The organism is Allobosea sp. TAB14, from assembly GCF_052113865.1.
GTDB classification, from domain to species: domain Bacteria; phylum Pseudomonadota; class Alphaproteobacteria; order Rhizobiales; family Beijerinckiaceae; genus Allobosea; species Allobosea spartocytisi.
Map to the genome: position 1 here is coordinate 65,957 of NZ_JBFRDQ010000001.1, position 25,087 is coordinate 91,043.

Annotated in this window: 21 protein-coding genes, 1 tRNA gene and 1 pseudogene; 14 read left to right on the forward strand and 9 right to left on the reverse strand. The window is 68.1% G+C overall.

Annotation, left to right across the window (positions count from 1 at the left end; genetic code table 11):
* Positions 1 to 22 precede the first annotated feature (22 nt).
* Both AB4Y99_RS00340 and AB4Y99_RS00345 read right to left on the reverse strand, forming a co-directional pair.
* Positions 23 to 688 (reverse strand): GntR family transcriptional regulator, encoded by a 666-nt coding sequence (locus AB4Y99_RS00340; RefSeq protein ID WP_441521970.1) that lies wholly within the window; start codon positions 686 to 688, stop codon positions 23 to 25.
* Positions 685 to 2,208: a flagellar biosynthesis protein FlgA gene (locus AB4Y99_RS00345; RefSeq protein ID WP_441521971.1), complete on the reverse strand. Its 1,524-nt coding sequence runs from the start codon at positions 2,206 to 2,208 to the stop codon at positions 685 to 687. Before AB4Y99_RS00345 ends, AB4Y99_RS00340 begins: the two co-directional genes overlap by 4 nt.
* A 202-nt stretch (positions 2,209 to 2,410) precedes the next feature.
* Between AB4Y99_RS00345 and AB4Y99_RS00350 the strand changes: the two genes are divergently transcribed.
* The 4 genes from AB4Y99_RS00350 to AB4Y99_RS00365 all read left to right on the forward strand — a co-directional run bounded on the left by AB4Y99_RS00350 (position 2,411) and on the right by AB4Y99_RS00365 (position 6,645).
* Entirely contained in the window at positions 2,411 to 3,403 is a 993-nt protein-coding gene (locus AB4Y99_RS00350; protein ID WP_113253409.1) for a 4-hydroxythreonine-4-phosphate dehydrogenase PdxA, read from the forward strand.
* Between the two features lie 69 nt (positions 3,404 to 3,472).
* On the forward strand, positions 3,473 to 4,465 hold the full coding sequence (locus AB4Y99_RS00355) for a Bug family tripartite tricarboxylate transporter substrate binding protein (RefSeq protein ID WP_441521972.1): 993 nt from the start codon (positions 3,473 to 3,475) through the stop codon (positions 4,463 to 4,465).
* A gap of 146 nt (positions 4,466 to 4,611) precedes the next feature.
* Positions 4,612 to 5,100: a tripartite tricarboxylate transporter TctB family protein gene (locus AB4Y99_RS00360; RefSeq protein WP_441521973.1), complete on the forward strand. Its 489-nt coding sequence runs from the start codon at positions 4,612 to 4,614 to the stop codon at positions 5,098 to 5,100.
* 33 nt (positions 5,101 to 5,133) lie between these two features.
* Complete coding sequence (locus tag AB4Y99_RS00365; protein WP_441521974.1) at positions 5,134 to 6,645, forward strand: tripartite tricarboxylate transporter permease; 1,512 nt, start codon at positions 5,134 to 5,136, stop codon at positions 6,643 to 6,645.
* 252 nt (positions 6,646 to 6,897) lie between these two features.
* On the opposite strand, the gene AB4Y99_RS00370 is transcribed toward AB4Y99_RS00365, so the two are convergent.
* From AB4Y99_RS00370 to AB4Y99_RS00380, 3 genes are all read right to left on the reverse strand, one after another.
* A tRNA-His gene (locus tag AB4Y99_RS00370) sits at positions 6,898 to 6,974 on the reverse strand.
* A gap of 162 nt (positions 6,975 to 7,136) precedes the next feature.
* Complete coding sequence (locus tag AB4Y99_RS00375; RefSeq protein ID WP_441521975.1) at positions 7,137 to 8,105, reverse strand: phasin family protein; 969 nt, start codon at positions 8,103 to 8,105, stop codon at positions 7,137 to 7,139.
* A 98-nt stretch (positions 8,106 to 8,203) separates the two neighbouring features.
* A complete protein-coding gene (locus AB4Y99_RS00380; RefSeq protein ID WP_441521976.1) occupies positions 8,204 to 8,599 on the reverse strand; it encodes a phasin in 396 nt (131 codons plus the stop codon).
* 220 nt (positions 8,600 to 8,819) lie between these two features.
* Here AB4Y99_RS00380 and AB4Y99_RS00385 point away from each other — a divergent pair, with 220 nt between their 5' ends.
* Both AB4Y99_RS00385 and AB4Y99_RS00390 read left to right on the forward strand, forming a co-directional pair.
* The gene (locus AB4Y99_RS00385) at positions 8,820 to 11,822 is read left to right on the forward strand and encodes an ATP-binding protein (protein WP_441521977.1); all 3,003 of its coding nucleotides are present in this window, start codon (positions 8,820 to 8,822) and stop codon (positions 11,820 to 11,822) included.
* A gap of 124 nt (positions 11,823 to 11,946) precedes the next feature.
* Positions 11,947 to 13,665, forward strand: a complete 1,719-nt coding sequence (locus AB4Y99_RS00390) for a GGDEF domain-containing protein (RefSeq protein ID WP_441521978.1) — start codon at positions 11,947 to 11,949, stop codon at positions 13,663 to 13,665.
* A gap of 13 nt (positions 13,666 to 13,678) precedes the next feature.
* Here the strand turns inward: AB4Y99_RS00390 and mgtE are convergent, their stop codons facing one another.
* The gene (gene mgtE, locus AB4Y99_RS00395) at positions 13,679 to 15,046 is read right to left on the reverse strand and encodes a magnesium transporter (RefSeq protein ID WP_112763275.1); all 1,368 of its coding nucleotides are present in this window, start codon (positions 15,044 to 15,046) and stop codon (positions 13,679 to 13,681) included.
* Positions 15,047 to 15,379: 333 nt separating this feature from the next.
* Here mgtE and AB4Y99_RS00400 point away from each other — a divergent pair, with 333 nt between their 5' ends.
* The 8 genes from AB4Y99_RS00400 to AB4Y99_RS00435 all read left to right on the forward strand — a co-directional run bounded on the left by AB4Y99_RS00400 (position 15,380) and on the right by AB4Y99_RS00435 (position 22,645).
* Positions 15,380 to 16,042, forward strand: a complete 663-nt coding sequence (locus tag AB4Y99_RS00400) for a glutathione S-transferase family protein (RefSeq protein ID WP_112763274.1) — start codon at positions 15,380 to 15,382, stop codon at positions 16,040 to 16,042.
* A 231-nt stretch (positions 16,043 to 16,273) separates the two neighbouring features.
* Positions 16,274 to 17,197, forward strand: coding sequence for a DMT family transporter (locus AB4Y99_RS00405; protein ID WP_441521979.1), 924 nt, complete (start codon positions 16,274 to 16,276; stop codon positions 17,195 to 17,197).
* A gap of 126 nt (positions 17,198 to 17,323) precedes the next feature.
* Positions 17,324 to 18,292 carry a LysR family transcriptional regulator gene (locus AB4Y99_RS00410; RefSeq protein WP_441521980.1) on the forward strand — a complete coding sequence of 323 codons (969 nt, stop codon included), beginning with the start codon at positions 17,324 to 17,326 and terminating at the stop codon, positions 18,290 to 18,292.
* Positions 18,293 to 18,310: 18 nt separating this feature from the next.
* The gene (locus AB4Y99_RS00415; protein ID WP_191125233.1) at positions 18,311 to 18,829 is read left to right on the forward strand and encodes a tripartite tricarboxylate transporter TctB family protein; all 519 of its coding nucleotides are present in this window, start codon (positions 18,311 to 18,313) and stop codon (positions 18,827 to 18,829) included.
* Between the two features lie 3 nt (positions 18,830 to 18,832).
* Positions 18,833 to 20,335: a tripartite tricarboxylate transporter permease gene (locus AB4Y99_RS00420; protein ID WP_441521981.1), complete on the forward strand. Its 1,503-nt coding sequence runs from the start codon at positions 18,833 to 18,835 to the stop codon at positions 20,333 to 20,335.
* A gap of 64 nt (positions 20,336 to 20,399) precedes the next feature.
* Positions 20,400 to 21,374: a tripartite tricarboxylate transporter substrate-binding protein gene (locus tag AB4Y99_RS00425; protein WP_429066843.1), complete on the forward strand. Its 975-nt coding sequence runs from the start codon at positions 20,400 to 20,402 to the stop codon at positions 21,372 to 21,374.
* A 249-nt stretch (positions 21,375 to 21,623) separates the two neighbouring features.
* The gene (locus AB4Y99_RS00430; RefSeq protein WP_038361013.1) at positions 21,624 to 22,058 is read left to right on the forward strand and encodes a DUF1236 domain-containing protein; all 435 of its coding nucleotides are present in this window, start codon (positions 21,624 to 21,626) and stop codon (positions 22,056 to 22,058) included.
* A 179-nt stretch (positions 22,059 to 22,237) separates the two neighbouring features.
* Positions 22,238 to 22,645: a DUF1236 domain-containing protein gene (locus AB4Y99_RS00435; RefSeq protein WP_112763272.1), complete on the forward strand. Its 408-nt coding sequence runs from the start codon at positions 22,238 to 22,240 to the stop codon at positions 22,643 to 22,645.
* A 64-nt stretch (positions 22,646 to 22,709) separates the two neighbouring features.
* Here AB4Y99_RS00435 and upp read toward each other — a convergent pair whose 3' ends face one another.
* The 3 genes and pseudogenes from upp to AB4Y99_RS00450 form a co-directional block, all read right to left on the reverse strand.
* Positions 22,710 to 23,351 carry a uracil phosphoribosyltransferase gene (gene upp / locus AB4Y99_RS00440; protein WP_038361008.1) on the reverse strand — a complete coding sequence of 214 codons (642 nt, stop codon included), beginning with the start codon at positions 23,349 to 23,351 and terminating at the stop codon, positions 22,710 to 22,712.
* A gap of 174 nt (positions 23,352 to 23,525) precedes the next feature.
* Complete coding sequence (locus AB4Y99_RS00445) at positions 23,526 to 24,743, reverse strand: URC4/urg3 family protein (RefSeq protein ID WP_441521982.1); 1,218 nt, start codon at positions 24,741 to 24,743, stop codon at positions 23,526 to 23,528.
* A 51-nt stretch (positions 24,744 to 24,794) separates the two neighbouring features.
* Positions 24,795 to 25,087, reverse strand: a pseudogene (locus AB4Y99_RS00450) (GTP cyclohydrolase II); the annotation flags it as partial.

Genomic DNA, 25,087 nt, shown 5'->3' on the forward strand with positions numbered 1-25,087 from the left:
GGCGCGGGAATTCAAGCCGATCTCAGAGCACGTCCCGGACGCGCCTGAGCGTCGATTCCATATGCTTGCCGATCGCCTCCGAGAGCGCGTCCGCGTCGCGCTTCAACAGCGCCRCCATCATCTCGTCGTGCTCGGCGACGGCGCCGGCCCATTTCTCCGGCCCCTCATTGCCGATAAAGCGCAGCCGCTTGATCCGCGACTGCAGCGTGCCGTGCATCTCGACCAGCACCTGATTGCCGGAGGCCGCGACCATGGCCGTATGGATCGCCTGGTTGAGCTTGAAATATTCGAGCCGCTCGCGCGTCGCGTAGAGCTCCAGCATGCGCCTGTGCAAGGCGTGGATCGCCTCGATGGTCGCATCCGGGGCCTGCTCGCAGGCGATGCGGCCGCCGAGCTGCTCCAGCGCCTTCAGCACCTCGAGCACCTGATAGAGATCCTGCGCCGAGAATTTGCGGACCACGGCGCCCTTGGCCGGCAGGATCTCGACGAGCCCCTCGCTGGCGAGCGTCTTGATCGCCTCGCGCAAGGGGGTGCGCGAGACGCCTAGCTGCGCGCCGACCTGCCCCTCATTGATGCGCTGGCCGGGCTCGAGCCGGCCCTCGATGATCATGTCGCGGAGGCGCTCCAGCACCTCGTCGTGCAGCGTGCGGCGGGTGATGCGGGGATAATCGCTCGCTGCATCGCTCATCGTGTCGCCATCGTTTCCAAACTATCGGCGTTTACGCCATGGGCGCCCTGCCCTGTCAAACCGCTCCCGGCCAGATCATCGGCGAAGAGCGCATCCTGGCGACGGCGCGTCGCGAGCAAGGTCGAATCCGGCGCGATCTCGACATCGCCAAGACGGATCGCCTCGCCGGCCTTCACATCGCGCAGCAGCCTGCGGTCGGCGACGAGGTAGAACGGGGCGGGACGGTCCTCGGCCAGCGCCGCGGCCGGACGGACTTCCGCACCGATGCCGACAATGCTGTGATGATGGCCGCCCATGGCCAGGACCGTGCCGGCCGCCAGATCCCGCTCGGCGACGGCGACGAGGTCCTGCCGGGGCCGGTAGTCGTCGCCATAGCCCGAGCGGCCGAGCCCGGCGGTATCGAGAATGCTGGTCGCAACCTCGACGCCCAGCAGATGGCGCGGCAGGTACAGCATCACCGTCCTGCCATCGCGGGAGAGGACATGGCCCTTGCCGGCCAGCATCTCCCAGGTTTCGGCGTTCTCGCAGCCCACGACGACGAAGACGCCGCCGGCGAAGCTCGCCTCCTCCGCCAGACGCAGATGATGGAACACGTCGACGCGGCGGGTGCCCCTGAGCAGGCCGCCTTGGGTCCGTGCCGTGAACAGATCGGCAATCTCGGGAATGCGCGCCGGCGGCGCGTGGAAGCCGGCGCGGTCGGCCACGAGGTCGGTCGCGTTGGCGACGAGCGTCATCTCGCAGAGATCGGGCACGGCGCGCAGCGGAAAGGCGCCGCCGAGGATGCGCGCGCGCTCGGCCGCAACGGCCGTGACCGAGCGTGAACCCGGCAGCCAATGCGTGGAAAGCTCCGGTAGCTGCTTCGTCACGCCGTTGCAGGTGACGTTGCCGGACGCCGGATCGAAGACGAAGTCGTACTCGCTCGACTTGCCGGCGGCGACGATCTCAAGACCGAGGACCTCCGCCCAGGTGACGAGGGCGATCAGCAGGCTCGGCTGGTCGCCATCGACCGGCGTGACCAGCACGCCCTTGTCTTTCGCCAGCCGCGCGAGGCCGGGGCCGACCACGCTGTCGGCCTCCTTCGAGACGAGCGCGACGTGGCGGCGGGCTTCAATCGCCATCAGCGCATGGCGCGTCGCGCCCTCGGGCGAGCCGGTCGCCTCCACCAGCAAGGCGAAAGGCAGATCGATCACCGTCTCGAGCTGCCCCGCCGCGACGCAGCGCCCGGCCTCCCAGGCCGCGCGCGCCTCGGCCGCCGTTTCACACAGGGCGACCTCGGAGGCGGCATAGCCTGCCGCCGCAAAGGCCCGGCCAGCCGCCTCGGCCGTCATGTCCACCGCGATCCGAGCCTCGATCAGGCGCGTGCGCCGCGCCTGCGCCAGATAGCTGCGCCCGAAGCCGCCGCTGCCGACCAGGCAGGTCGCGACCGGCTGCCGGATGCCGGCGTAATGGGCGTGGAAATTCATCGTCTCGCTCTCCCTGTCGGCGGCGCGCTCCCGGTGTTCGGGCGCCGCTTCGCTCATTCTCATGTGCTGATATTATACTGCATACAGCATACTTGAGGAGTCGGGCGAGCTGTGTTAGCGAATTCGGCAACGAACGACATCAAGAGGGAACGCGCGGCCGGATCAGGGCGAATTGCCTTTGCGAATCGACGCGCGCCCCGCAGGAGGATCAGCGGTGGACAGCTCCGAGAACGGCAAGAAGCCGGTCATCGCGGTGGCGATGGGCGATCCTTCGGGCATCAGCCCCGAATTGCTGGCGCGCCTGCTGCGCGAGCCCGATCTGCGCGACGCGGCCCGTTACGTCATCTTCGGTGACAAGCGCCTGCTCGATCTCGGCGCCGCCGATGCCGGGCTCGACCCCGATGTGCAGCTCGCCGCCTCGGAAGACGCCCTGCCCGCGAAGGCCGACAAGCCGGTCTTCATCGACCTCGCCAATCACGATCCCGCCGATCTTCAGCGCGGCAAGGCGACGCTTGCGGGCGGCAAGGCGGCGACCGAGAATTTCCGCCGGGCGCTACGCTTCGCCGCCTCCGGCAAGGCCGACGCCGTGTTCTTCACGCCGTTCAACAAGGCAGCCATGCGCTTCGCCTATCCCGGCTATGACGACGAGATCCGATTCGTGCGCGACGCCATCGGCTTCGAGGGGCCCGCGAGCGAGTTCAACGTCCTCGACACGCTGTGGAATGCGCGCGTCACCTCGCATATTCCGCTCTCGGCGGTGGCCGAGAACATCACTCAGGAGCGCATCCTGCGGGCACTGGCGCTGGCGGATGCCAATCTGCGGGCAGCCGGCTTCGACCCGCCGCGCATCGCGGTGGCCGGCATCAACCCCCATGCCGGCGACGGCGGCAATTTCGGCCGCGACGAGATCGAGACGATCGAGCCGGCGGTCAAGGCGGCCAAGGCCAAGGGCTTCACGGTCGAGGGGCCGTTCCCGTCGGACACCGTCTTCCTGCGCGCGAAGAACGGCGATTTCGACGCGGTTCTGACGATGTATCACGACCAGGGCCAGATCGCGATGAAGCTGATGGGCTTCGACCGTGGCGTCACGCTGATCGGCGGCTTCCCCTTCCCGATCTGTACCCCGGCCCATGGCACGGCCTATGAGATCGCCGGCAAGGGCATCGCCAATCTCGGCGCCTCGCGCGCGGCCCTGTCGCTGGCCATCAAGATGGCCAAGGACGGAAAGGAGCCCGGCCGCGCAGCGGCCTGAACCGGTTTCTCAATACCCAAGCGGCCGCAAGAGCCGCGCATAACCAGACATCCCAGGGAGACGAAACAGATGAAGCAATTCGCACTCACCGCGGCGCTCACCGCCGCCTTCGCGCTCGGCGGGGGCGCCACGGCGCAGGCCTGGCAGCCGACCGGTCCGATCGAGTTCGTCGTGACCTCCGGCCCCGGCGGCGGCACCGACAATTTCGCGCGCGTCATCCAGTCGATCATCAGCAAGCACAAGCTGGTCGAGCAGTCGATCGTGGTGGTCAACAAGGGCGGCGGCTCCGGCGCCGAAGGCTATCTCCAGGGCAAGGCCGGCAAGGGCGACGCCCACAAGGTGATCTTCGGCACCAACAACGCCTATCTGCTGCCCTATGTCGCCAAGCTCGCCTTCAGCAAGTCCGACCTGACCCCGGTCGCGGCGCTGGCGCTCGACGAGTTCCTGCTCTGGGTCAACGGCAGCGCGCCCTATAACGATGCCAGGAGCTATATCGACGCGGTCAAGGCCAAGCCCGGCTTCAAGATGGCGGGCAGCCAGTCGAAGGATACCGACCAGACGCTGACCGTCATGATCCAGGAAGCGACCGGCGCCAAATGGATCTATGTGCCGTTCCAGGGCGGCAGCGCGGCGGCCACGCAGCTCGCCGGCGGCCATGTCGATTCCAACACCAACAACCCCAATGAGAATGTCGGCCAGTGGAAGGCCGGGCAGGTCAAGCCGCTCTGCGTGTTCTCGCCGGTGCGCCTCGCCAAGAGCGAGCCGGTCTTTGGCGGCAAGGGCTGGGGCGACATCCCGACCTGCAAGGAATCCGGCATTCCGATCGAGAGCTTCCAGATGCCGCGCACCGTCTGGCTGCCGGCCGGCGTGCCTGCGGACGCCGTGAAATTCTACGAGGGCGTGCTGGAGAAGGTCAGCCAGACCCCGGAATGGCAGGAATTCGTGACCCGCACCGCGCAGACGGCGCGCTTCATGAAGGGCCAGGAGCTCGCCGATTTCGTCGCCAAGGACGAGGCCGCGAACAAGAAGGTGTTCGAGGCCGAGGGCTGGGTGGTGAAATAAGGCTGCCGCGGCAGCCCCCCTCATCCCGGCCGCAGCGAAGCGTCGCGCCGGGATCCATCGTGGCGGTCGACGCCCTTCGATGGATCCCGAGGCAAGCCCGGGATGACGCCTGATCGAAACCTGCCTGATCCGAGAAGGGAAATCCCATGGTCACCCGCCTCTGGGCCGAGACCGTCGTCGCGCTGTTCACGCTCGCCTATGGGCTGACGATCGTCTGGGGCGCGCTCGAATTCGGCATCGGCTGGGACACCTCCGGCCCCGAGGCCGGCGCCTTTCCGTTCTATACCGGCATGCTGGTCGCGCTCGGCAGCCTCGCCACCCTCGCCCTGACCTGGGGCAAGCGGCTCTCGGGACGGGACATGCTGGCCGAGGTCGTGCTCGACGGCGAGCGCATCCACCGCGTCGCCAGCTTCTTCCTGCCCATCCTCGGCTTCGTGATCCTGTGCGCGACGCTCGGCATGTATGTCGCGACCGTCGTCTATCTCGTCTYCACGATGCGCTTCCAGGGCGGCTTCGGCTGGCTGCGCACGCTGACCGTCGCCATCGGCTCGGCCGTGTTCTTCTACCTGGCGCTCGAACGCTTCTTCCACATTCCGCTGATGAAGGGCCCGCTAGAGGCCGCGCTCGGGCTTTGACCCGGACCGAAACCCGGAAGGGAGCTCCGGCTCATGGATAACGTCGCCTCGCTGATGCACGGCTTCTCCGTCGCGATCAGCTTCCACCACATCGCCCTGATGATCGCCGGCGTGCTGCTCGGCATCCTGGTCGGCGTGCTGCCCGGGCTGGGCGCGCCCAACGGCGTCTCCCTGATGCTGCCCCTGACCTTCTCGATGGACCCGGTCTCGGCGATCATCCTGCTGACATCGCTCTACTGGGGAGCGCTGTTCGGCGGCTCGACCACCTCGATCCTGTTCAACATCCCGGGCGAGCCCTCCTCCGTGGCCACGACCTTCGACGGCCATCCGATGGCCAAGCAGGGCAAGGCGACCGAGGCGCTTTCCCTCGCCTTTCTCTCCGCCGGCTTCGGCGCGCTGGCCGGCGTGATCCTGATCACGGTGCTGTCGAGCTGGGTCGCCGGTTTCGCGCTGCGCTTCTCCTCGCCGGAATTCTTCGCGGTCTATTTCATCACCTTCGCCAGCTTCATCGGCCTCGGTGGCGCTTCCCCCTTCAAGACGATCGTGGCGATGTGCGTCGGCTTCTCACTGGCCTCGATCGGCATGGACACCGTCTCGGGCAGCGTGCGCCTGACCTTTGGCTTCGACGTGCTGCTGGCCGGGGTGAGCTTCCTCATCGCGGTGATCGGGCTGTTCGGCGTCGGCGAATTGCTGCTGACGATGGAGGACGGGCTGAGCTTCCGCGGCATCGCCGCGAAGGTGCGGCTCGGCGACGTGCTGCGCACGGCGGCGAAGCTGCCGCGCTACTGGCTGGCCTTGCTGCGCTCGGCCGCCATCGGCATCTGGATGGGCATCACGCCGGGCGGACCGACCGCCGCCTCGTTCCTGAGCTATGCGATGGCCAAGCGCTCCTCGCGCAACCCGGAGAAGTTCGGCAAGGGCGAGCCGGAGGGCGTGATCTCGCCCGAGACGGCCGACCACGCGGCCGGCTCGGCCGCGATGCTGCCGATGCTGGCGCTCGGCATTCCCGGCTCGGCGACGGCGGCGGTGATGATGGGCGGGCTGATGATCTGGGGCCTCAACCCCGGCCCGACGCTCTTCACCGACCGGCCGGACTTCGTCTGGGGGCTGATCGCCTCAATGTATCTCGGCAACATCGTCGYGGTCATCACCGTGCTGGCGACGGTGCCGCTCTTCGCCTCGATCCTGCGCATCCCGTTCTCGATCATCGGGCCGCTGATCATCGTGGTGTGCTTCATCGGCGCCTATACGGTCGCCGGCAAGCCCTTCGACCTGTGGATCGCGCTTGCCTTCGGCATCGTCGGATACGCCTTCAAGAAGCTCGACTACCCGATCGCGCCGATGATCCTGGCCATGGTCATCGGCGACAAGGCCGAGGACGCCTTCCGCCAGTCGATGATCTTCAGCCAGGGCTCGCTCTCGATCTTCTGGTCGAACGCGCTGGTCTCGACGCTGATGGCGATCGGCCTCATGCTGCTGTTCATGCCGCTGATCGGCGCCACCATCCGGCGCATGCGCGGCCAGGCGGTGTCACGCACCGCATAAGCCTCCCCCCTCCCGGAGGAGGCCCCGGCGGGAAGCCCTGCGCCATCCGCTGAGCCGTTCCGTTCCAAGACCCGGGAACGGACGATCGAGCCGGCGCGCGAACGCTGCTGCCGGCATGGGACAGGGCCGGCCAGAAAGGCCTCATCGTTCGGGACGAGCCGCTCCGAATCCGGCGCTCACGGCCGATTCGCGGTGAGCCGTCCGGGACGTCTCGTCGCCGACGGCGCAACCTATCGATTGTCCTGAAGAAGATGGTACAGCCACCCCGGCTTGAACGGGGGACCTCTAGATCCACAATCTAGCGCTCTAACCAACTGAGCTATGGCTGCCCATGACTGTTCGACCCGGCGCCGCAGCGGGGTCTCCAGCGGCGCGGAACCTAGTGCCGACGCCGCGCTTTTGCAACCGCGTAATTCAACTTCGCCAACGAAAAACCGACGCTGCAGCCGGCCGCCGGCGCGGCAGGCCAGTCAGAGCCGCCATCCGCGCCTTCAGTCCTTGCGCAAAGCCGCGTTGGCGATGCGCGCAAGCTCCTTCAGGTGCTCGGCATAGGATTCGTAGCTGCGGCGCACCGCCTTCGCCTGAAGCGTGATCGCCTCGGAAGCGCTTTCGGTGCGCGCCATCTTCTCGGCGTCGCCCAGCGTCGCCTTCAGCTCGGCGCAGGCGTGGTCGAGCACCTTCGCCTGCAACGCGCCGAAGGCCCGGGCCATGGTGAGAGCCTGGCTCATCACCGTCTCGGCCGTGACCGCGGCGAATTCCGGCGGGCGCGGCAGCGGCAGCGAATCGAGCGAGACGGGCTTCACAGGGGCCTTGGGAGCGGCAGAGGGCGCCTGCGGCGCGGCGGCGGCCGGCACAGGCTTGAGCGGCACCTCCACCTTCGCAACCGGCTTCGGCTGCTCGGCAGGCTTGGCGGCGACGGGCTTGAGCTGGGCCGGCTTGAACGGGGCAGGCTTGGCCTCGACAGCTTTCGGTACCGGCGCGGCGGCCATCGGCTTCTTCGGCGCGACGATCTTCGTCACGGGCTTCTCGATCCGCAGCTTGGCCGAAGCCACCTTCCTGGGCGACTTGCCGGGCGCCTTCGCCGGCGCCGGCTTGGCGGCGGTTGCCGGAGTGGCGATCACAGCTTTTGCCGCCGGGGCGGAAGGAACAGCCGTCACGGCCACTGGCGCCGGCTGTATCGGCGCAGGCGCCGCCGCAACCGGAGAAACGGGCTTGGCCGCCAGGGCTGCCGGCGCGGGCTTCGAGGCGATCGGAGAAACAGGCTTGGCCGGCTGTACCGGAGAAGGAGTCACGGCGACCGGAGGAACCGGCTTTGCCGCCACGGCTGCCGGCACGGGCTGCGGGGCAGCGGGTGCGGGCGGCGCGGCTTTCGCCTCCGCCGGTGCCGAGGACAAGGCTTTGACGGGAGGCAGGCTGACCGGAGCTCTGGCGGTGGTCCGGGTCGGAGGCGGCTTGGCCATCACGGCTCTCCTTCAACGGCTGGCAGGCAGAAGCCGGGCACCCTGCCCGGCTGGTCGCGCGTCGGAGYCGCCGCCGAAACGGCAGCCTTCAAAAGGGCTCAGCGGCCCTTGGCGGCCTTGCTGACGCTTTCGGCCGCCTTGGTGGCGACGTCCTGGGCGGCGGCGCCCATTTCCTTGAGCTGGCTCTGGAGGGTCGCCATCTGCGCCTTCAGGAAATCGGACTGATGCTGCATCACCTCGGTCAGATCCTTCGACTTCACCAACTTCTGGGCGAGTTCGAAAGCCGCCGCGACGTTGTTCTCGGCGTAGGAGATCGCCTTGCGTGTCGCTTCCTGGGTGTTGACGCGGGCGTTTTCGGCCGAGCCATGCGCGCTATCCACAGCCTTCTGCGCGGCGCCGATGAAGCCGTCGAAAGCCTTGCGCGCCTGCTCTACGCTGCGTTCCGCGAAGTCGCGCATCTCTGCCGGTATCTCGTAGGGAAGCTTGCCGTCCATGGGGATCCTCCTGTTACAACCGAGCCTCTAATTCATTGTGCACTGCAATATCATTGTTGCCGCGCGATGACAACGACGCGACAGCAGCTGCGCCCCGCTACGTTAACGCTGTTTGGAAGAGAAGCGGGAGAGCAATCTTTGGTTCCATGGATTCGCCGACGTTTGGAAGCTATTAAAGATTTGTTAGCCATAAAGAGTCGGATCGAACGAGCGGACCAGGATGAGCGAAGCCGGACAGGACTGGGCGCGATGGGGCGTGGCGGCGGGTGAAGACCCCGCGCTCGCGGCCTTTGCCGCCGGCGGCGCGCTGATCCTGTGGGATGCCGCGGCCGAACGGCCGGGCTTCATCAATCCGGCGGGACAAGCCCTGCTCGGTGCCACCCCTTCGGCGGTGTCGCTGCCGGCACCGACGCGCCAGCGTCTTTTCCTGCTCGCGGGCGGCCTCGCCTCGACCGCCGGCATCCGGCTGGAGCGGTTGCGATTGACCGCCAGCTTCGCGGCTTTTCCCGTCACCTGCGGCTGCAAGCTGCTGACGCTGACCGATGCCGGCACCGTGCTCGCCATCGCCATTCCGGCCTCCGAACTGCGCCGCCTCGGCGTGGCCGTGCCGCCGCCGGCGAATGCGCATCCCGCCTCCTCTCCCTCGCTCGTTTCTGCGCCTGCCCCCGTTGCGCCTTCCGCCGAGCCCGCTCCTGCGCGTCCGGCCACGGTTCGCTTCCTCTGGCAGAGCGACGCGGATGGGCAGCTGACCAAGCTGTCCGGGGACATTGCAGCCCTGACCGGCCCAGCAGCCGCCGCGCAGCTGGTCGGCCGACGCTGGGACGATCTGGCCGGCAGCCATTTCATCGACAGCAGCGGCGGGCTGCGGGAACGCCTCGCCACGCCGGCGACCTGGAGCGGCCATACCGTCCTGTGGCGGAGCGAGACGCCGGGCGAGGCCGTGCCGGTCGAACTGTCCGGCGTGCCCGTGCTCGGCGCCAACAGGCAGTTCGCCGGGTTCCGCGGCTTCGGCATCGCCCGATTGAACGCGCCGGAGCCGTTCCCGGTGAGCGAAGAGCCGGTCGCGCAGGACGATGCCGCCGAGGTCGGTCCGGCTCCCATGGACGGAGCAGCCACGATCGGGGCGCCCACGGCGCGGGATGGCTCCCTCCCTGAAGAGCCATTGCCTGCCGCCGACACGGACACGATCGCGGCCAGCGAAATGGCTTCTCATCCGGAGCCCGCCTCCGACGACAAACCGGCACGGGAAGAGCCCGCATCGGCACGGCATCACGAGGCCGGTTCCACCGACGCCCCGCCGCCCGTCTCGCAGCAGCCGGAGCCCGCCCAGCCGGATATCGCCGCGGAAGAGCCGAAGGTCCAACCCGCCGACCGCCGCGACGCGCCCGAGGAGCCGGCATCGCCCGTCGTCGCGCCGGCCGCCAACATCGTGCCGTTGCGCAACGGACAGCACGCGGCGATCCGGCCGGTCCTCGAGCCGTCCAAGGCCCATCTCAGCTCGGCCGAGCGCAATGCCTTCCGCGAGATCGCCAAGGCGCTCGGCGCGCGGCTCGCCGACGATGAGACCAACGATGCACCGCGCCTGCCGCCGGTCGCGCCGCTGCGGGTGAAGGAGGCCGAAGCGGAAGCGCCCGCTCCTGCCGCCCCCCTGGCGCCCGAGCCGGCGATCGCCCCCGCACGCCAGCGCAACTCTCACGCCGAGGTGCTCGACCGGCTGCCGGTGGCCGTGCTGGTTAATCGCGGCGAAGACGCGCTCTATGCCAACCGCACCCTGCTCGACCTGCTGGACTACGCCGATCTCGCCGACCTGAAGGCCGGCGGCGTCAGCCGTCTGATCAAGGAGGCCTCGCGCAGCGGCGGCGGGGCGATGACCCTGATCGACCGGACCGGCCACCTGGTCGGCGTCGATGCCGTGCTCTCCAGCGTGAACTGGCTCGACGCGCCGGCAACGTTGATGGCCTTCCGCCACCCCGACAGCGGCGGCGGCGAAGCGCCGGTGATGACGCCGGAGGAGGCCCAGGAAGCCGAGCTCGCGGCCGAATTCGCCGCCGAGGAAGCCGAGTCGGCCGCGCGCGTCGAGGCGCTCAGGCTCGATGCCGAGGCGCGCGACGGCCGCATCGCCGAGCTCACCGCCATGCTCGACACCGCAACCGACGGCGTGGTCACCGTCGACGATCGCGGCCGCATCCTCTCGCTCAACAAGGCGGCCGAGGCGCTGTTCGGCTACGACCAGCGCGAGGTGACGGGCGAGCTGTTCACGCTGCTGTTCTCGGCCGAGAGCCATGCGCCGGCGCTCGACTATCTCGAAGGGCTGAAAGGCGGCGGCGTCGCCTCGGTGCTGAACGATGGGCGCGAGGTGGTCGGCCGGGTGCGGCAGGGCGGCAAGATCCCGCTCTTCATGACCATGGGCCAGATCGCGCATGGCGCCGAGCCGCGCTTCTGCGCCGTGCTGCGCGACATCACCGCCTGGAAGAAGACCGAGGGCGAGCTCGTCGATGCGCGCAAGGCGGCGGAGATGGCGAGCGCCCAGAAATCGGACGTGCTCGCCAAGATCAGCCATGAGATCAGGACGCCGCTCAACGCCATCATCGGCTTCGCCGAGGTGATGGCCGAGGAGCGCTTCGGGCCGATCGCCAATGAGCGCTACAAGGAATATCTGCGCGACATCCACCAGTCGGGCGGCTACGTCATCAGCCTGGTCAACGACCTGCTCGACCTCGCCAAGATCGAGGCCGGCAAGCTCGATCTCGACTTCGTCAGCGTCAACCTGAACGAGATCGCGCTCTCGACCGTAGCCCTGCTCCAGCCGGAAGCGCAGCGCGGGCGTGTGGTGCTGCGCTCGGGCCTCTCGCCGAAGCTGCCGCCGGTCGTCGCCGACGAGCGCTCGATCCGCCAGATCGCGATCAACCTGCTCTCCAACGCGGTGAAGTTCACCGATGCCGGCGGGCAGGTCATCATCTCGACGGCGCTCGGCGACCAGGGCGAAGCGATCCTGCGGGTGCGCGACACCGGCATCGGTATGGACGACGACGAGTTGAAGCTCGCGCTCGAGCCCTTCCGTCAGGTGCCGACGACGCGCCGTGCTGGCGGCACGGGGCTCGGCCTGCCGCTGACCAAGGCGCTGGTCGAGGCCAACCGCGCCGCGATGTCGATCACCAGCGTCAAGAAGGAAGGCACGCTGGTCGAGATCACCTTCCCGCCGCAGCGCGTGCTGGCGAGCTGAGCGGCCCGGCAGGCCGAAAATCGCCTGCTCGCCACATTTTTACCGCATTCGACCGGGCTTTAGCGCGAACTGCCGCAGCGGCAGTCTTGCCACGTCGCGAGCAGCTTTCCCCGAGTCACGACCGATGCGTTTCTCCGGCCTGCGTGGCACGGCGCTCAACCCGTATTTCCTGGGTGCCGTGGCGATCATCCTGCTCTGCTCGGCGGGGCTGGGGACCAATGTCCTGTCCGGCTATTACCGGACCTTCCACAACAGCGAACTCGGCCTCGCCCGGCTGATCGCCTTCCGCGCGGTGCTCGATGCGGCAAACCGCGTGTCGGTCGAACGCCGGCCGACCAATGCCGCGCTCGGCCGGATCACCGTCGGCGACGGCGCGCGGGCGGGCGGCTTCGCGCTCGCTCGTCAGGCGACTGACGCGGCCCTTGCCGGGCTCGCCTCCTCTCCGGCGTTCTCAGCTTCGGTCGCGGACTTGCAGGACCAGCTTCGCCGAACCCGTGCCGATGTCGATGCGCTTCTCGACCGGCCTCAGCCGGAACGCGCCCCTGCGGCCGTCGAACGGGCGATCCAGGGCATGTTCGCCACCTACGACCTGACGCAGCCCCTCCTGGACACGGCGATGACCGCGCTGCTGAAGGACGATTCGAATCTGGTCGGCAGGGCCATGACGGCGCGCATGATCGGCGAGCTGCGCGACTATGCCGGCCGGCTCGGCTCCTACATCGTGATCGTGATCGCCCAGGGTCGCCCGATGACGCCCGAACAACGCGCCGCCTTCGAGGCGACCCGGGGGCGCGTCTGGCAGCTCTGGGAGAACATCCAGCAGCAGATCGTCACCAACGGCACGGAGCAGGTGGTGCGGGCCAGCCAGGACACCGCCCATGCCTTCATCCGGGACGGTTTGCTGCTGATCGATTCGACGCGGGCGCAGCTCGATGCCGGCCAAGCGGACCTCACCACGGCAAGCTTCACGCGCATGATCGTGCCCAGCTTCAAGCCGATCGAAGAGCTGCGCGAAGCCTATCTCGCGATGACGATCCGCGAGCTGGAGACGCGCCGCGACGTTGCCGAAGAAGCTCTTGTCTACGCCTCGGCCGCGACCGGGCTGGCCCTGACGGTCGAGTTGCTGCTCCTGCTCGCCGGACAGCACCTGTTCTTCCGCCCGCTGCTGCTGGCTCGCCAAGAGGTCATCCGTCTCGCCGAAGGACGGCTGGAGCCGGCCGTCGCCGGCCCCGGGCTGCGCGGCGAGATGCGCGGGCTGTTCGATGCCCTCGTCACCCTTCGCGCCAAGCTGATCGAGCGCGACCGGCTGGACGAGGAGCGCGCGCGGCTCGAACAGCAGCTCAGGCGACAGGCCGATACCGACGGACTGACCGACGTCCTCAACCGCGGCGCGCTCGAAAGGCTGGTCCCGCAACTGGCGAGCGCGGCGGCTCCGGTCGCGCTGATCCTGCTCGATCTCGATCATTTCAAGGGCGTCAACGACCGCTACGGGCACGCCGCCGGCGACGCCGTGCTGCGCAGCACGGCGCAACGCCTGCGTGGCGCGCTGCGCGAGGAGGACGTGCTGGCCCGCTTCGGCGGCGAGGAATTCGCGATCATCGTCACCGGACAATCGCCCGAAACGATCGCCTCTGTCGCCGAGCGGCTGCGACAGATCGTGGCCAGCGAGCCGTTCGTCTTGCCGGACGGGGGCCTGATCGCCCTGACCGCCAGCCTCGGCACCGCGATGACGGCGGCCCGCCCGGCCATCTGGCTCGACCTCCTGCGGGCCGCGGACATGGCGCTCTATGCGGCCAAGCAGCGGGGGCGGAACCGCGTCGTCGCCAGCGGCGACGACGCCTGACGAAACGGCCCGGTCAGAGCAAGGTCCCGCTCAGGATCAGCGCCGCCACGCCGAAATAGATGACGAGGCCGGTGACGTCGACCAGCGTCGCCACCAGCGGCGCCGAGGCGCTGGCCGGGTCGAAGCCGGCCCGCTTCAGCAGGAAGGGCAGCATCGAGCCCATCATCGAGCCGAAGGTGACGATGCCGATCAGCGCGCCGCCGACCGTCGCCGCGATCAGCATCCAATGCGGCCCGTAATCGTAGAAGCCGAGCCATTGCCAGAGCGCGATGCGGACGATGCCGATCGCGCCGAGGATCGAGCCCAGCACGAGGCCCGAGGGCAACTCCCGCAGGATGACCCGCCACCAGTCCTTCAGCGTGATCTCGCGCAGCGCCAGCGCCCGGATGATCAGCGAGGTCGCCTGCGAGCCGGAATTGCCGCCCGAGCTCATGATCAGCGGGATGAACAGCGTCAGTACGATCGCCTTCTCCAGCTCCGTCTGGAAGAACTGCATGGCCGAGGCGGTCAGCATCTCGCCGAGCAGCAGGATCGAGAGCCAGCCGGCGCGCTTGCGGATCATCGCGAGGAAGCCGATCTCGTTATAGGGCTCGTCGAGCGCCTCCATGCCGCCGAGCTTCTGCACGTCCTCCGTCGTCTCCGCGATCATCGCGTCGATGACGTCGTCGAAGGTGACGATGCCGATGATGCGGTCTTCGGCATCGACGACGGGGACCGAGAGCAGGTCGTATTTCGTGATCAGCCGCGCGACATCCTCGCGATCGACCTCAGGCGCCACCGTGATGGGCTTGTGCGCCGGCACGACCGACTCGACGGGCGCTGCAGGGTCGCCGCTGATCAGCCGGCGCAGCGAGACGGCGCGGACGAGCTTCTTCGTCGCCGGATCGAGCACGTAGATCGCATAGACCGTCTCGCGCGAGCGCTCGACGCGGCGGATGTAGTCGAGCGTCTGCTGCACCGTCCAGGTCGACGGCACGCTGACGAATTCCGTCGTCATGATCGAGCCGGCGCTGTGCTCGGGATAGGCCAGCAGCTTGCCGAGATCGGTGCGGGTCTGGCGGTCGAGGCGCGCGCTCAGGCGCTGCCGGGTCTCGTCGTCGAAGTCCTGGAAGACGTCGGCGGCGCGGTCGGCCGACATGGCCGTGAGGAAGGCCCCGGCACGGTCCTCCGGCAGCAATGCCAGCGCCTCGGCGGCGTCGGCCAGCTCCGGCTGGTCGAGCACCTCCACGGCGCGCTCGAACGGCAATTCCTGCAGGATATGCGCGATGGTCGCGCTGTCCTGCTCGTTGAGCGTCTCGACGATGTCGGCGACATGCTCTTCCGCCAGAGTCCTGGCAACGACGACCGACAGCAGGTCGGGGGCGAGTTCGATCTCGTTCATGGCTCTTATTCCTGGCGATCGGCCGTCGGCACCGATCGCAAGGCTGAGCCGGGGACCCGGATCAGCCGCGCGAGGCGGCAGCAGACGGCTTCGACTGTCGACTGGGACTGTCGTCGGGCATCGGGTCTGGTTGTCCTGTGAGTGCCGGCTGCGGGAGCCGGCGACGGCTGGCCACATGCACCCGCAACGCCTCGTCGTCAAACGTTTTTTTGGCGATGCAGCATCGATCTCGGGCCTTGGTCGGGAGGGGGGCGGCGACTATGGTGGCTGGGACGGAATCGGCGGCCAGCCGCCGCTGCCGCCGCACTCTTCTCCGACGCCGGACCCCATGCGATGACCCTGACRATCTATGGCTGCTACCGCTCGCGCGCGACGCGCGTCATCTGGCTCGCCAACGAGCTCGGACTGCCGTTCCGGCACGTGCCGGTCATCCAGGCCTATCGCCTCGCCGACCCGCAGGCACCCGGCGTGCCGCTGCACACACGCAGCCCCGACTTCCTGAAGGTCAATCCGAACGGCCATATCCCCAGCATCGACGATGACGGCTTCAAGCTGCATGAATCGCTGGCGATCAACCTCTATCTCGCCCGCAAGCATGGCGGGCCGCTGGCGCCGAAGGACGCGCAGGAGGAAGGGCTCGCCGTCATGTGGGCGCTCTGGGCGGCGACCGAATGCGAGACGCATGCGCTCAGCCTGCAGCAGCACCTCGCCGCTTTCCCGCCCGAGAAGCGCAAACCTGAGGTGGTCGAAGCGGCGCTCGCGACGCTGGCCGCCCCCTTCGCCGTGCTCGACCGCACGCTGGTCGAGGGCAAGGGCCATGTCATGGGCGGGCGGTTCACCGTCGCCGACATCAACGTCGCCGAGGTCATCCGCTACGCGAGGCCCGCCACGCAGCTCTTCGACGCCCATCCGAACGTGAAGGCCTGGCTCGAGGCCTGCCAGGCGCGGCCGGCTTTCCAGGCGATGTGGCAGGCGCGCGACGCCGAAGCCGCCTGAACAAAGGCCCGAACACAGGAAACGGGTGGAGCGGACGGCGGCATCCGCCTAGACCAAGCCACCTTTGACGGAAGCGCACCGTCATTCCGGGCCTGACCCGGAATCCATCGTCGAGCGCTGCGTTCTACGATGGATTCCGGATCGGCGCCGCTATGCGGCCTGTCCGGAATGACGGCGGATTTCCGGCGAGGCCAGGCGCCGTGCCCAGTTCCTCCTAACCACAGGCCTCCCATGTCCGCCCTATCCAAGCAGCCCGTCATGGATCTCGGCGACTGGCTGCTGCTGATCCTGCTCTCGCTGCTCTGGGGCGGGTCGTTCTTCTTCGGGAAGATCGCCGTCTCGGAATGGCCACCGCTGGCGGTGGTGCTCGCGCGGGTCGGGCTGGCGGCGGCCACATTGCTGCTGGTCGTCAGGCTGTCGGGACTGTCGATGCGCGTCGGCGGGCGGATGTGGCTCGCCTTCTTCGGCATGGGGCTGCTCAACAATCTGATTCCGTTCGGGCTGATCTTCTGGGGCCAGACCCAGATCGCCAGCGGGCTGGCCTCGATCCTCAACGCCACGACCCCGCTCTTCGGCGTCGTCGTCGCCCATGTCTTCGGGCAGAACGAGAAGGCGAGCGGCCTGAAGATCGCCGGGGTCRCCGCCGGCATCGTCGGCGTCGCGATCCTGATGGGCCCCGACGCGGTTGGCGGCGTCTCGGGAGCGCTGCTGCCCCAGCTCGCCTGCCTTGCCGCCGCGCTCTCCTATGGCTTCGCCGGCTTGTACGGCCGGCGCTTTCGCGAGCTGCCCCCGCTGGTCACGGCAACCGGACAGGTCAGCGCCACCACCGTGATGACCATTCCGCTGGTGATCGCCTTCGATCCGCCCTGGCTGCTGCCCGCTCCCAGCACCCCCGTTGTATTCTCGCTCGTCGGGCTCGCGATCCTCTCGACGGCGCTCGCCTACGTCATCTTCTTCCGGGTCATGCGCCGCGCCGGCGGCACCAATGTCATGCTGGTGACGTTCCTCGTCCCGGTCAGCGCCATTCTGCTCGGCGCGACCTTTCTCGGCGAAGCCCTGCTGCCGCGGCATTTCCTGGGAATGGCGGCCATCGCCGCCGGGCTCGCGCTGATCGACGGCAGGCTGTTCCGGGCGAGGCGCACGCGCCCAGCTTGAGACCAAAGGCTTTATTGCCAAAAAATTATGAATTGTTCTAGAGTCGACTTGTCGGCTGGAGACTATATTGGCCCGCCCTACTGACTGAGATATCGCGACAAGCGATACGGGGAACAGGGGACGACCATGGATGTACGGCAACTGCGGTGCTTCATCGCGGTGGCGGAAGAGTTGCATTTCGGTCGCGCGGCCGAGCGTCTCGGCGTGGCCCCCCCGGCCCTTTCCCGCCAGATCAGCGCGCTCGAGGACGAGCTCGGCGTCAACCTCCTGACCCGCACCACCCGGCAGGTSGCGCTSACCCGCGCCGGSCTGMTSATGCTCGAGGAGGCCAAGGGCATCCTCGTCAARATGGARCAKGCCTCGCGCGCSGTGCGSGAAGCCTCGCTSGCSTCGRGCAAGGTGCTGCGCGTAGGCGCGATCGACGCGGCGTCGTCGAGCTTCCTGCCGGAGGCGCTGATGACCTTCCGCAAGCGTTTCCCCGGCACCGAGATCAAGTTCGTCGAGGCGATGACCGCCGCGCTGGTACAGATGCTGGAAGCCGGCAAGCTCGACCTCGCCCTGGTGCGCCCGCCGCGCAAGCCGACCGACTGCGCCTTCGAGATCCTGCGGGTCGAGCGCCCGATCGTGGTGCTCGGCGAAGACCATCCGCTCGCGGCGCGTGACCACCTGACCATGCACGACCTCGTGGGCGAGCCCTTCGTCGTGCCCTCGAAACGCATCCGGCCTTATGCCTACGATCTCGTGATGGCCTATTTCGAGAGCGTCGGCGCCGTTCCCAACGTCACCATCGAGGCGACCGAGAAGCCGGCGATGATGTCGGCCGTCGCAGCCGGGCTCGGCATGGCGCTCGCGCCCGACTGGGTCTCGCGACTGACCTTTCCGGGCGTGACACTGCGGCGGCTGCGCGGCGCGATGCTCGACCCGCCGCCGCCCGGCGCGCTGGTCGGCGTCGCCTGGCGGCCGCAGCAGAAGCTGCCGTCCCGGGACGATTTTCTCGCGATCCTGCGCGAGAGCGTGACGCTGATCGAGGAGCGCCACGTCCTGCCTCACGCAACCCCGCCGAAGCCGCAAAAGCGGCCGGCCCGGATCCAATAAGCCAGCCGGAGGAGCCTCATGAGTTTGAACCAGATAGAACGGGCGCAAGGATTGCGCGTGCGCTCGACGCAGGATCTCGCCGGCGGCCTGTTCATGATCCTGCTCGCGCTGATCGCCTTCGTCTTCGCCTGGGAGCTGCCGGCCGGAACGCTGCGCCAGCTCGGCCCCGGCATGCTGCCGAAAGCCTTCGCGGTGATCTGCGGCGCCCTTGGGCTCATGCTCGTGCTGTCGTCGCTACGCTACAATGGCGAGCAGCTGAGCGGCTGGTCCTGGAAGGGCATTTTCTACGCCCTCGGCGGGGCCTGCCTGTTCGCGCTGACGATCCGCGGCTTCGAGATCGGGCCGATCCGGATCCCGGCGCTGGGGCTGCTCGTCTCGGGACCGCTCCTCGTCTTCTTCGCAGGCCTCGCCGCGGATGACCGCAGGCTCAAGGAATTGCTGATCTTCGCCGTGGCGATGTCGGCAGCCTGCATCCTGATGTTCAAATATGCGCTGAGCCTGCCGATCCCGCTCGCGCCCTGGCTTCTGGGTGTTTGAGCGATGATGGAGACATTTTCCCACCTCTCGCTCGGCTTCGGCGTCGCGCTGACGATGCAGAACATCGCGCTGTGCTTCGTGGGCTGCCTCGTCGGCACCCTGATCGGCGTGCTGCCCGGCGTCGGCCCGATCGCAACGATCTCGATCCTGCTGCCGATCACCTTCGGTCTCGATCCGACCGGCGCGCTGATCATGCTCGCCGGCATCTATTACGGCGCCCAATATGGCGGCTCGACCACCGCGATCCTGGTCAACATCCCGGGTGAGGCCACCGCCGTGGTGACCACGCTCGACGGCCACCAGATGGCCAAGCAGGGCCGCGCCGGCATCGCGCTCGGCACTGCCGCCATCGGCTCCTTCGTCGCCGGTTGCGTCGCCACGGTCGCCATCGCCGCGCTCGGCGCGCCGCTGACCAAGATGGCGCTGCTGTTCGGCCCGGCCGAATATTTCTCGCTGATGGTGATGGGCCTGTGCTTCGCGGTCGTGCTGGCGCGCGGCTCCATCCTCAAGGCCTTCTGCATGATCATGCTCGGGCTTCTGCTCTCGACGGTCGGGACGGATCTCGAGACCGGCCAGGAACGGCTGAGCTTCGGCATCCCGGCCCTGTCCGACGGCATCGACTTCTCGGTGCTGGCGATGGGCGTGTTCGGTTTCGCCGAGGTGCTGCGCAACCTCGAGAACCCCGAGGCGCGCGACGTCGTCAAGGCCAAGATCGGCCGGCTTCTGCCCGGCTGGAGCGACATCAAGCAATCGGTGGCGCCGGTGCTGCGCGGCACCGCGATCGGCGGCGTTCTCGGCATCCTGCCCGGCAACGGCGCGGTGCTGGGCCCCTTCGCCAGCTATACGATGGAGAAGAAGCTCGCCAAGGATCCCTCGCGTTTCGGCAAGGGGGCGATCGAGGGCGTGGCGGGGCCGGAATCGGCCAACAATGCCGGCGCGCAGACCGCCTTCATCCCGCTGCTGACGCTCGGCATCCCGCCGAATGCGGTGATGGCGCTGATGGTCGGCGCGATGACGATCCACGGCATCATCCCCGGCCCGCAGGTGATGACCCGCAATCCGGAGCTGTTCTGGGGCATGATCGCCTCGATGTGGATCGGCAATCTGATSCTGCTCGTSMTCAACCTGCCGCTGGTCGGCATSTGGGTGAAGCTGCTGCAGGTGCCCTACCGGCTGATGTTCCCGGCGATCCTGATCTTCTGCTGCATCGGCATCTATTCGGTGAACAACCAGCCGATGGRCGTCGCCTTCACCGCGATGTTCGGCCTGTTCGGCTATCTGCTGATCAAGCTGGGCTTCGAGCCCGCGCCGATGCTGCTCGGCTTCGTGCTGGGCAAGCTGATGGAAGAGAAGCTCAGGCAGGCGCTGATCATCTCGCGCGGCTCGTTCGTGACCTTCGTGGAGCGCCCGATCTCCGCCGGGCTGCTCGTCGTCGCCGTGCTCGTGCTCGTCGTCGCGTTGCTGCCCTCGATCTCGAAGAAGCGCGACGAAGTCTTCACCGAATGACGGGGTTGCCGCCCCGGCGGCACCCCTCCACTCTCATCGTCAATAATCTCAGGGAGGAATGCCAATGAAGAAGCTCGTTCTCGGCCTTGCCGCCACCGCGGCGCTGGCCTTCGCCGGCGGCGCGCAGGCGCAGGGCTATCCGACGAAGCCCGTCACGATGATCGTGCCCTTCGCGGCCGGCGGCCCCACCGACATCATCGCGCGCATCGTCGCCGACAACATGTCGAAGACGCTCGGCCAGCAGATCGTCATCGAGAACGTCGCCGGCGCCGGCGGCACGACCGGCATCGCCCGCGCCCTCACGGCGACGCCGGACGGCTACACCATCGCGATGGGACATCTGGGCACCTTCTCGGCGGCGCCCGCCACCTATCCCGGCCTGAAATACGACCCGATCAACGGCATGCAGACGATCGGGCTTGCCGGCGGCACGCCGATCCTGATCGTGGCGCGCAAGAATTTCGAGCCGAAGGACCTCAACGGGTTCGTCAGCTATGTGAAGGCCAACGCCGACAAGGTGAACGAGGCCCATGCCGGCCTCGGCTCGGTCTCCTGGACGACCTGCACCCTGCTCAAGGGCGTTCTCGGCACGCCGAAGATCAATGCCGTCGCCTATCGCGGCACCGGCCCGGCGCTCAACGACCTCGTCTCCGGTCAGGTCGACTTCATGTGCGACCAGATCGTCTCGGTCGCCGAGCAGGTGCGCGCCAACTCGATCAAGGCCTATGCCGTCGCCTCGGCGCAGCGCTCGCCGGCGCTGCCGGACGTCCCGACCACCAAGGAAGCCGGCCTGCCCGAGTACCAGATCGAGGCCTGGAACGGCATCGCCGGGCCGAAGGGCCTGCCGAAGGAGGCCGTCGACAAGCTGGTCGACGCGCTGAACAAGGCGCTCAACGACGAGGGCACCAAGAAGCGCCTGCTCGATCTCGGCACCGTCCTGCCGACCGCCGAGGAGCGCACGCCGGCCGGCTTCGCCGCCCTGATCAAGCGCGATGCCGACAAGCTGACCCCGGCGCTTTCGGCTGCCCCCAAGCAGTAATCCCCCACTCTTTTGGGTTGCGTGACGGCGGGCCTTCGGGCCCGCCGTTTTCGTTCGAGCGTGCCCTTTCACCCTCCCCCGCCGCTGCGTTATCCCGACAAGACACTGAGCTAAAACGGCTTTCCGGAGCTTGTTTCAGACCGTTAACATCTCGTGACCGGGCCTGAGCGGAACTGGCGCTCCCCCTGCCGGTTCTTCCCCCACGAAGTTCGCTTCGACGCGAAGTTCACTTCGATAAGGAGAAGAACCATGATCAAGAAGCTTGCTTTCGTTGCGGCGCTCGCCCTCGTTCCGGCGACCGCCTTCGCCCAAACCCAGCAGCCCTCCGGCGGTGCCGTCGGCGGCGCGACCAGCGGCGCGGCGGCCGGTGCCGTGGGCGGCGCGGTGGTCGGTGGCCCGGTCGGAGCCGTGGTCGGCGGTGTCGGCGGCGCCGTGGTCGGCGCCATCGTCGGCGATGCGGCGACCCCGCGCTTCCGCACCTATGTCGTCGAGCAGCGCGTGCCGTCCTACACCTATGCCGAGCCGGTCGCGGTCGGCACCGTCCTGCCGGAACAGGGCGTGGTCTATCGCCCCCTGCCGGCGGAATACGGCCCGCAGGCGTCGGGCTACGCGTACACCGTGGTGAACGACCGCGCGGTCATCGTCGAGCCGCAAACCCGCCGCGTGGTACAGATCATCCAGTAACGACCGCTATCGCGCCGAAGGCACTGCCAGCGAAACCCGCCGGCCTTCGGCCACGGCCCGCCCCGAAACCGGGGCGGGCTTTTTTTATTTTTCGCAAGACGCCGGATCCATCGGGAACAGGAAGGCGGCAGCGCAGTTTCCCCGGGGCAAGGGGGCGCAATCGACGTCGGAGGACGATTATGATCAAGCGTATCCTGATTGCGGCTGCTTTCGCGGCCGTCCCTGTCGTGGCGTTCGCGCAAACAACCGGGCCGATCATCCGCGATCCCACGGGCGGTTCGACGCGCGACCCTGCCCTGGCTGAACCCATGTTCGGCACCTTCGCCCCGGCTCCGATGCACGAGGCCGCCGGCGGGATGATGATCAGCGATGAGGCGGCCTTCCGGAACTACGTGATGGCGCAGCACGTGCGGTCCTATCACTATCGCCAGCCGGTCGAGGTCGGCACGATGCTGCCGGCGCGAGGCGTGACGTTCCACGCGGTGCCGACGGAATATGGCGCGCATGGCTATCGCTACACGGTGGTGAACGACCAGGCCGTCATCGTCGAGCCGCGCACGAGGCGCGTCGTCGAAGTGATCGAATAGCCCTTTCGGCTGCTCGGAGGGGCTCGTGCCGGCAAAACGGCGCGGGCCCATTTTTCGGCCTGGTTCAGCGCGTGCCGAACATCCGGTCGCCGGCATCGCCCAGACCGGGCACGATATAGCCGTGATCGTTGAGCTTCTCGTCGATGGCGGCGGTCCAGATGCGGACATCCGGATGGGCGCCACGCAGATGTGCGATGCCTTCCGGCGCGGCGAGCAGGCAGACGAAGCGCAGATCCTTCGCGCCGCGCTCCTTCAGGCGTTCCATCGCCGCCACGGCGGAGTTGGCCGTCGCCAGCATCGGGTCCATCACCACGATCATGCGGTCGGCGATGTCGGACGGCGCCTTGAAGTAATACTCCACCGCCTGCAGCGTATCCGGGTCGCGATAGAGGCCGATATGAGCGACGCGGGCAGCCGGCACCAGCTCGAGCATGCCGTCGAGAAAGCCGACGCCCGCGCGCAGGATCGGGGCGAAGACCAGCTTCTTGCCGGCGATGACCGGCTGCATCGATGTCTGCAGCGGCGTCTCGATCTCGATCAGCTCGGTCGGCAGGTCGCGCGTCACCTCATAGCAGAGCAGCATGCCGATCTCGTTGAGGAGCTGGCGGAAGCTCTTGGTCGAGCGGTCCTTCTCGCGCATCAGCGTCAGCTTGTGCTGGACCAGCGGATGGTCGACGACGGTGACACCGTCCTGGCTCAAGGTCATCGATTCCCCTTCCCTGTTCTCGGTGCCCCGAGCATCTTCGTCACGCCGTCATTCCGGGCGAAGCGAAGCGCAGACCCGGAATCCATCGCAGAGCACCGAGCCCGGTGATGGATTCCGGATCGGCGCCGCTATCGCGGCTTGTCCGGAATGACGAGGCGGATAGCATAGATCCGCTCAGAATACCGTGCCGTCGCTGATGATGGCGAGGGGCGGGCCTCCATCCACACGCTTTTCGCGCGCGATGCGCCGGCCGGCGGCCCAGCTGCCGCCTTCCAGCACCTTGGCGAGCGGCAACTCCTCGCGCGAGCGGCCGAGACGCTTGCGGACGATCGAGCCGACCTCATCCAGCAGCGCGACGGTCAGCGCACGCCATTCCACCACGAGGGCCGAGGAGACCTCATGGGGCTTTGCCCGGTCGGCCTCGTCCTTGAGCGCGATCACGCCGAGATCGAGGAAGAGTCCGCCATTACGGTATTCCGGCAGGCCGGTGAGATCGTCGATGTCGACGACGGCAATGCCGGCCCATTCCAACGGCTCGATCAGCGAATAGGTCAGCCATTGCGAGAGCTTGTGGAAGGGAACGAGCCCTTCCGTGACCTCACCCATGGCGATCAGCGGATGGCGCCAGGTGTCGCCGAGCGCCACGCCGGCGAGCGTCAGGCGCGACGGCCAGATTCCGCCGAAGGTCGCCAGCACCTCGCCCAGCATGTGGCCGGCCCGGACGGTTCCCGTATCGGCAGCCGTCGAGAAGCGGTCGAACAGCTCACCGGGGCGTGACAGGCCCTGCCGCTCCAGCTCCTCGCCAAGTCGATTGAGCAGGGCGGCGCGCCCTTCGAGCGCCATCAGCGGGTTGGCCGGCCCCACTTGGAAACCCTGTGCCAAAGAGGCCTCGTCGAGATGTCTCAACGCCTCCGCATCGGCGCGCAGGGGGGCGGCCGGGTCGCTGGAGAACAGGCCCGCCGCGAACATGTCGAGCGAGGCGAGCGCCAGCCCTTCGGAGCGACCGATCTCGCGGCCCGCCGCAGCGTCGCGATAGCGCCAGTCCGGCCCGGCGCCGGCGTCGAGCAGCACGCTGACCACGGCGAGGTCATAAGCAGCGCGGCCACGCGCGGCAGGGTCCGGAAAGTGCGCGGCGGCGTCGAGCCGCTGCCAGCGGTCGTCCCCCGCCAGGACGAAATGGCGCCAGCGCGCATGGAAGGGGATGTCCAGCGTCGGGTAATTCGCGCGGATGGTGTCGAGGACATAGTCGGCGCAGGCCTCCAGCCGCTCGGGATGCATGCTGAAATGCAGGAGCCGCCCGGCAAGGCCGAGCTCCAGCATCTCCTGCGCGCGGGCGCGGACGGCCGCAGGCTTCAACAGGGCGCGGAACGCCTCGGGATTGGAACTCGGCATGGAGCTGCGGCTTTCGTCGCTGAGAATTTGCGTCGCTTGGAATCGGCTCGCTCAGAACTTGTCGAGCTCGCGGCCGACCGTGGCCTTGAGCGCGTTGTCGCCCGGTGCGCCCTCGGGCGAGTAATAGCCCGCCGCCTTCTTGGCCTCGATCTCGACCGAGGCGTCGAGCGGAATCAGCTCCGGGGGAATCGCGACGCGCTCGCCGATCACGATGCCGCTCTCGACCATGGCGTCGTATTTCATGTTCGACATCGACATCAGCCGGTCGATATGCGTGACGCCGAGCCAGTGCAGCACGTCCGGCATGAGCTGCTGGAAGCGTGCATCCTGCACGCCCGCGACGC

What these genes read in the sequence shown, in the direction of transcription:
- AB4Y99_RS00385 (WP_441521977.1), top strand. Translation starts at nt 8,820, where the DNA reads ATGAGCGAAGCCGGACAGGACTGGGCGCGATGGGGCGTGGCGGCGGGT.
- upp (WP_038361008.1), bottom strand. Translation starts at nt 23,351, where the DNA reads ATGACCTTGAGCCAGGACGGTGTCACCGTCGTCGACCATCCGCTGGTC.
- AB4Y99_RS00355 (WP_441521972.1), top strand. Translation starts at nt 3,473, where the DNA reads ATGAAGCAATTCGCACTCACCGCGGCGCTCACCGCCGCCTTCGCGCTC.
- AB4Y99_RS00380 (WP_441521976.1), bottom strand. Translation starts at nt 8,599, where the DNA reads ATGGACGGCAAGCTTCCCTACGAGATACCGGCAGAGATGCGCGACTTC.
- AB4Y99_RS00390 (WP_441521978.1), top strand. Translation starts at nt 11,947, where the DNA reads ATGCGTTTCTCCGGCCTGCGTGGCACGGCGCTCAACCCGTATTTCCTG.
- AB4Y99_RS00435 (WP_112763272.1), top strand. Translation starts at nt 22,238, where the DNA reads ATGATCAAGCGTATCCTGATTGCGGCTGCTTTCGCGGCCGTCCCTGTC.
- AB4Y99_RS00375 (WP_441521975.1), bottom strand. Translation starts at nt 8,105, where the DNA reads ATGGCCAAGCCGCCTCCGACCCGGACCACCGCCAGAGCTCCGGTCAGC.
- AB4Y99_RS00345 (WP_441521971.1), bottom strand. Translation starts at nt 2,208, where the DNA reads ATGAGCGAAGCGGCGCCCGAACACCGGGAGCGCGCCGCCGACAGGGAG.
- AB4Y99_RS00445 (WP_441521982.1), bottom strand. Translation starts at nt 24,743, where the DNA reads ATGCCGAGTTCCAATCCCGAGGCGTTCCGCGCCCTGTTGAAGCCTGCG.
- AB4Y99_RS00430 (WP_038361013.1), top strand. Translation starts at nt 21,624, where the DNA reads ATGATCAAGAAGCTTGCTTTCGTTGCGGCGCTCGCCCTCGTTCCGGCG.
- mgtE (WP_112763275.1), bottom strand. Translation starts at nt 15,046, where the DNA reads ATGAACGAGATCGAACTCGCCCCCGACCTGCTGTCGGTCGTCGTTGCC.
- AB4Y99_RS00415 (WP_191125233.1), top strand. Translation starts at nt 18,311, where the DNA reads ATGAGTTTGAACCAGATAGAACGGGCGCAAGGATTGCGCGTGCGCTCG.
- AB4Y99_RS00425 (WP_429066843.1), top strand. Translation starts at nt 20,400, where the DNA reads ATGAAGAAGCTCGTTCTCGGCCTTGCCGCCACCGCGGCGCTGGCCTTC.
- AB4Y99_RS00350 (WP_113253409.1), top strand. Translation starts at nt 2,411, where the DNA reads ATGGGCGATCCTTCGGGCATCAGCCCCGAATTGCTGGCGCGCCTGCTG.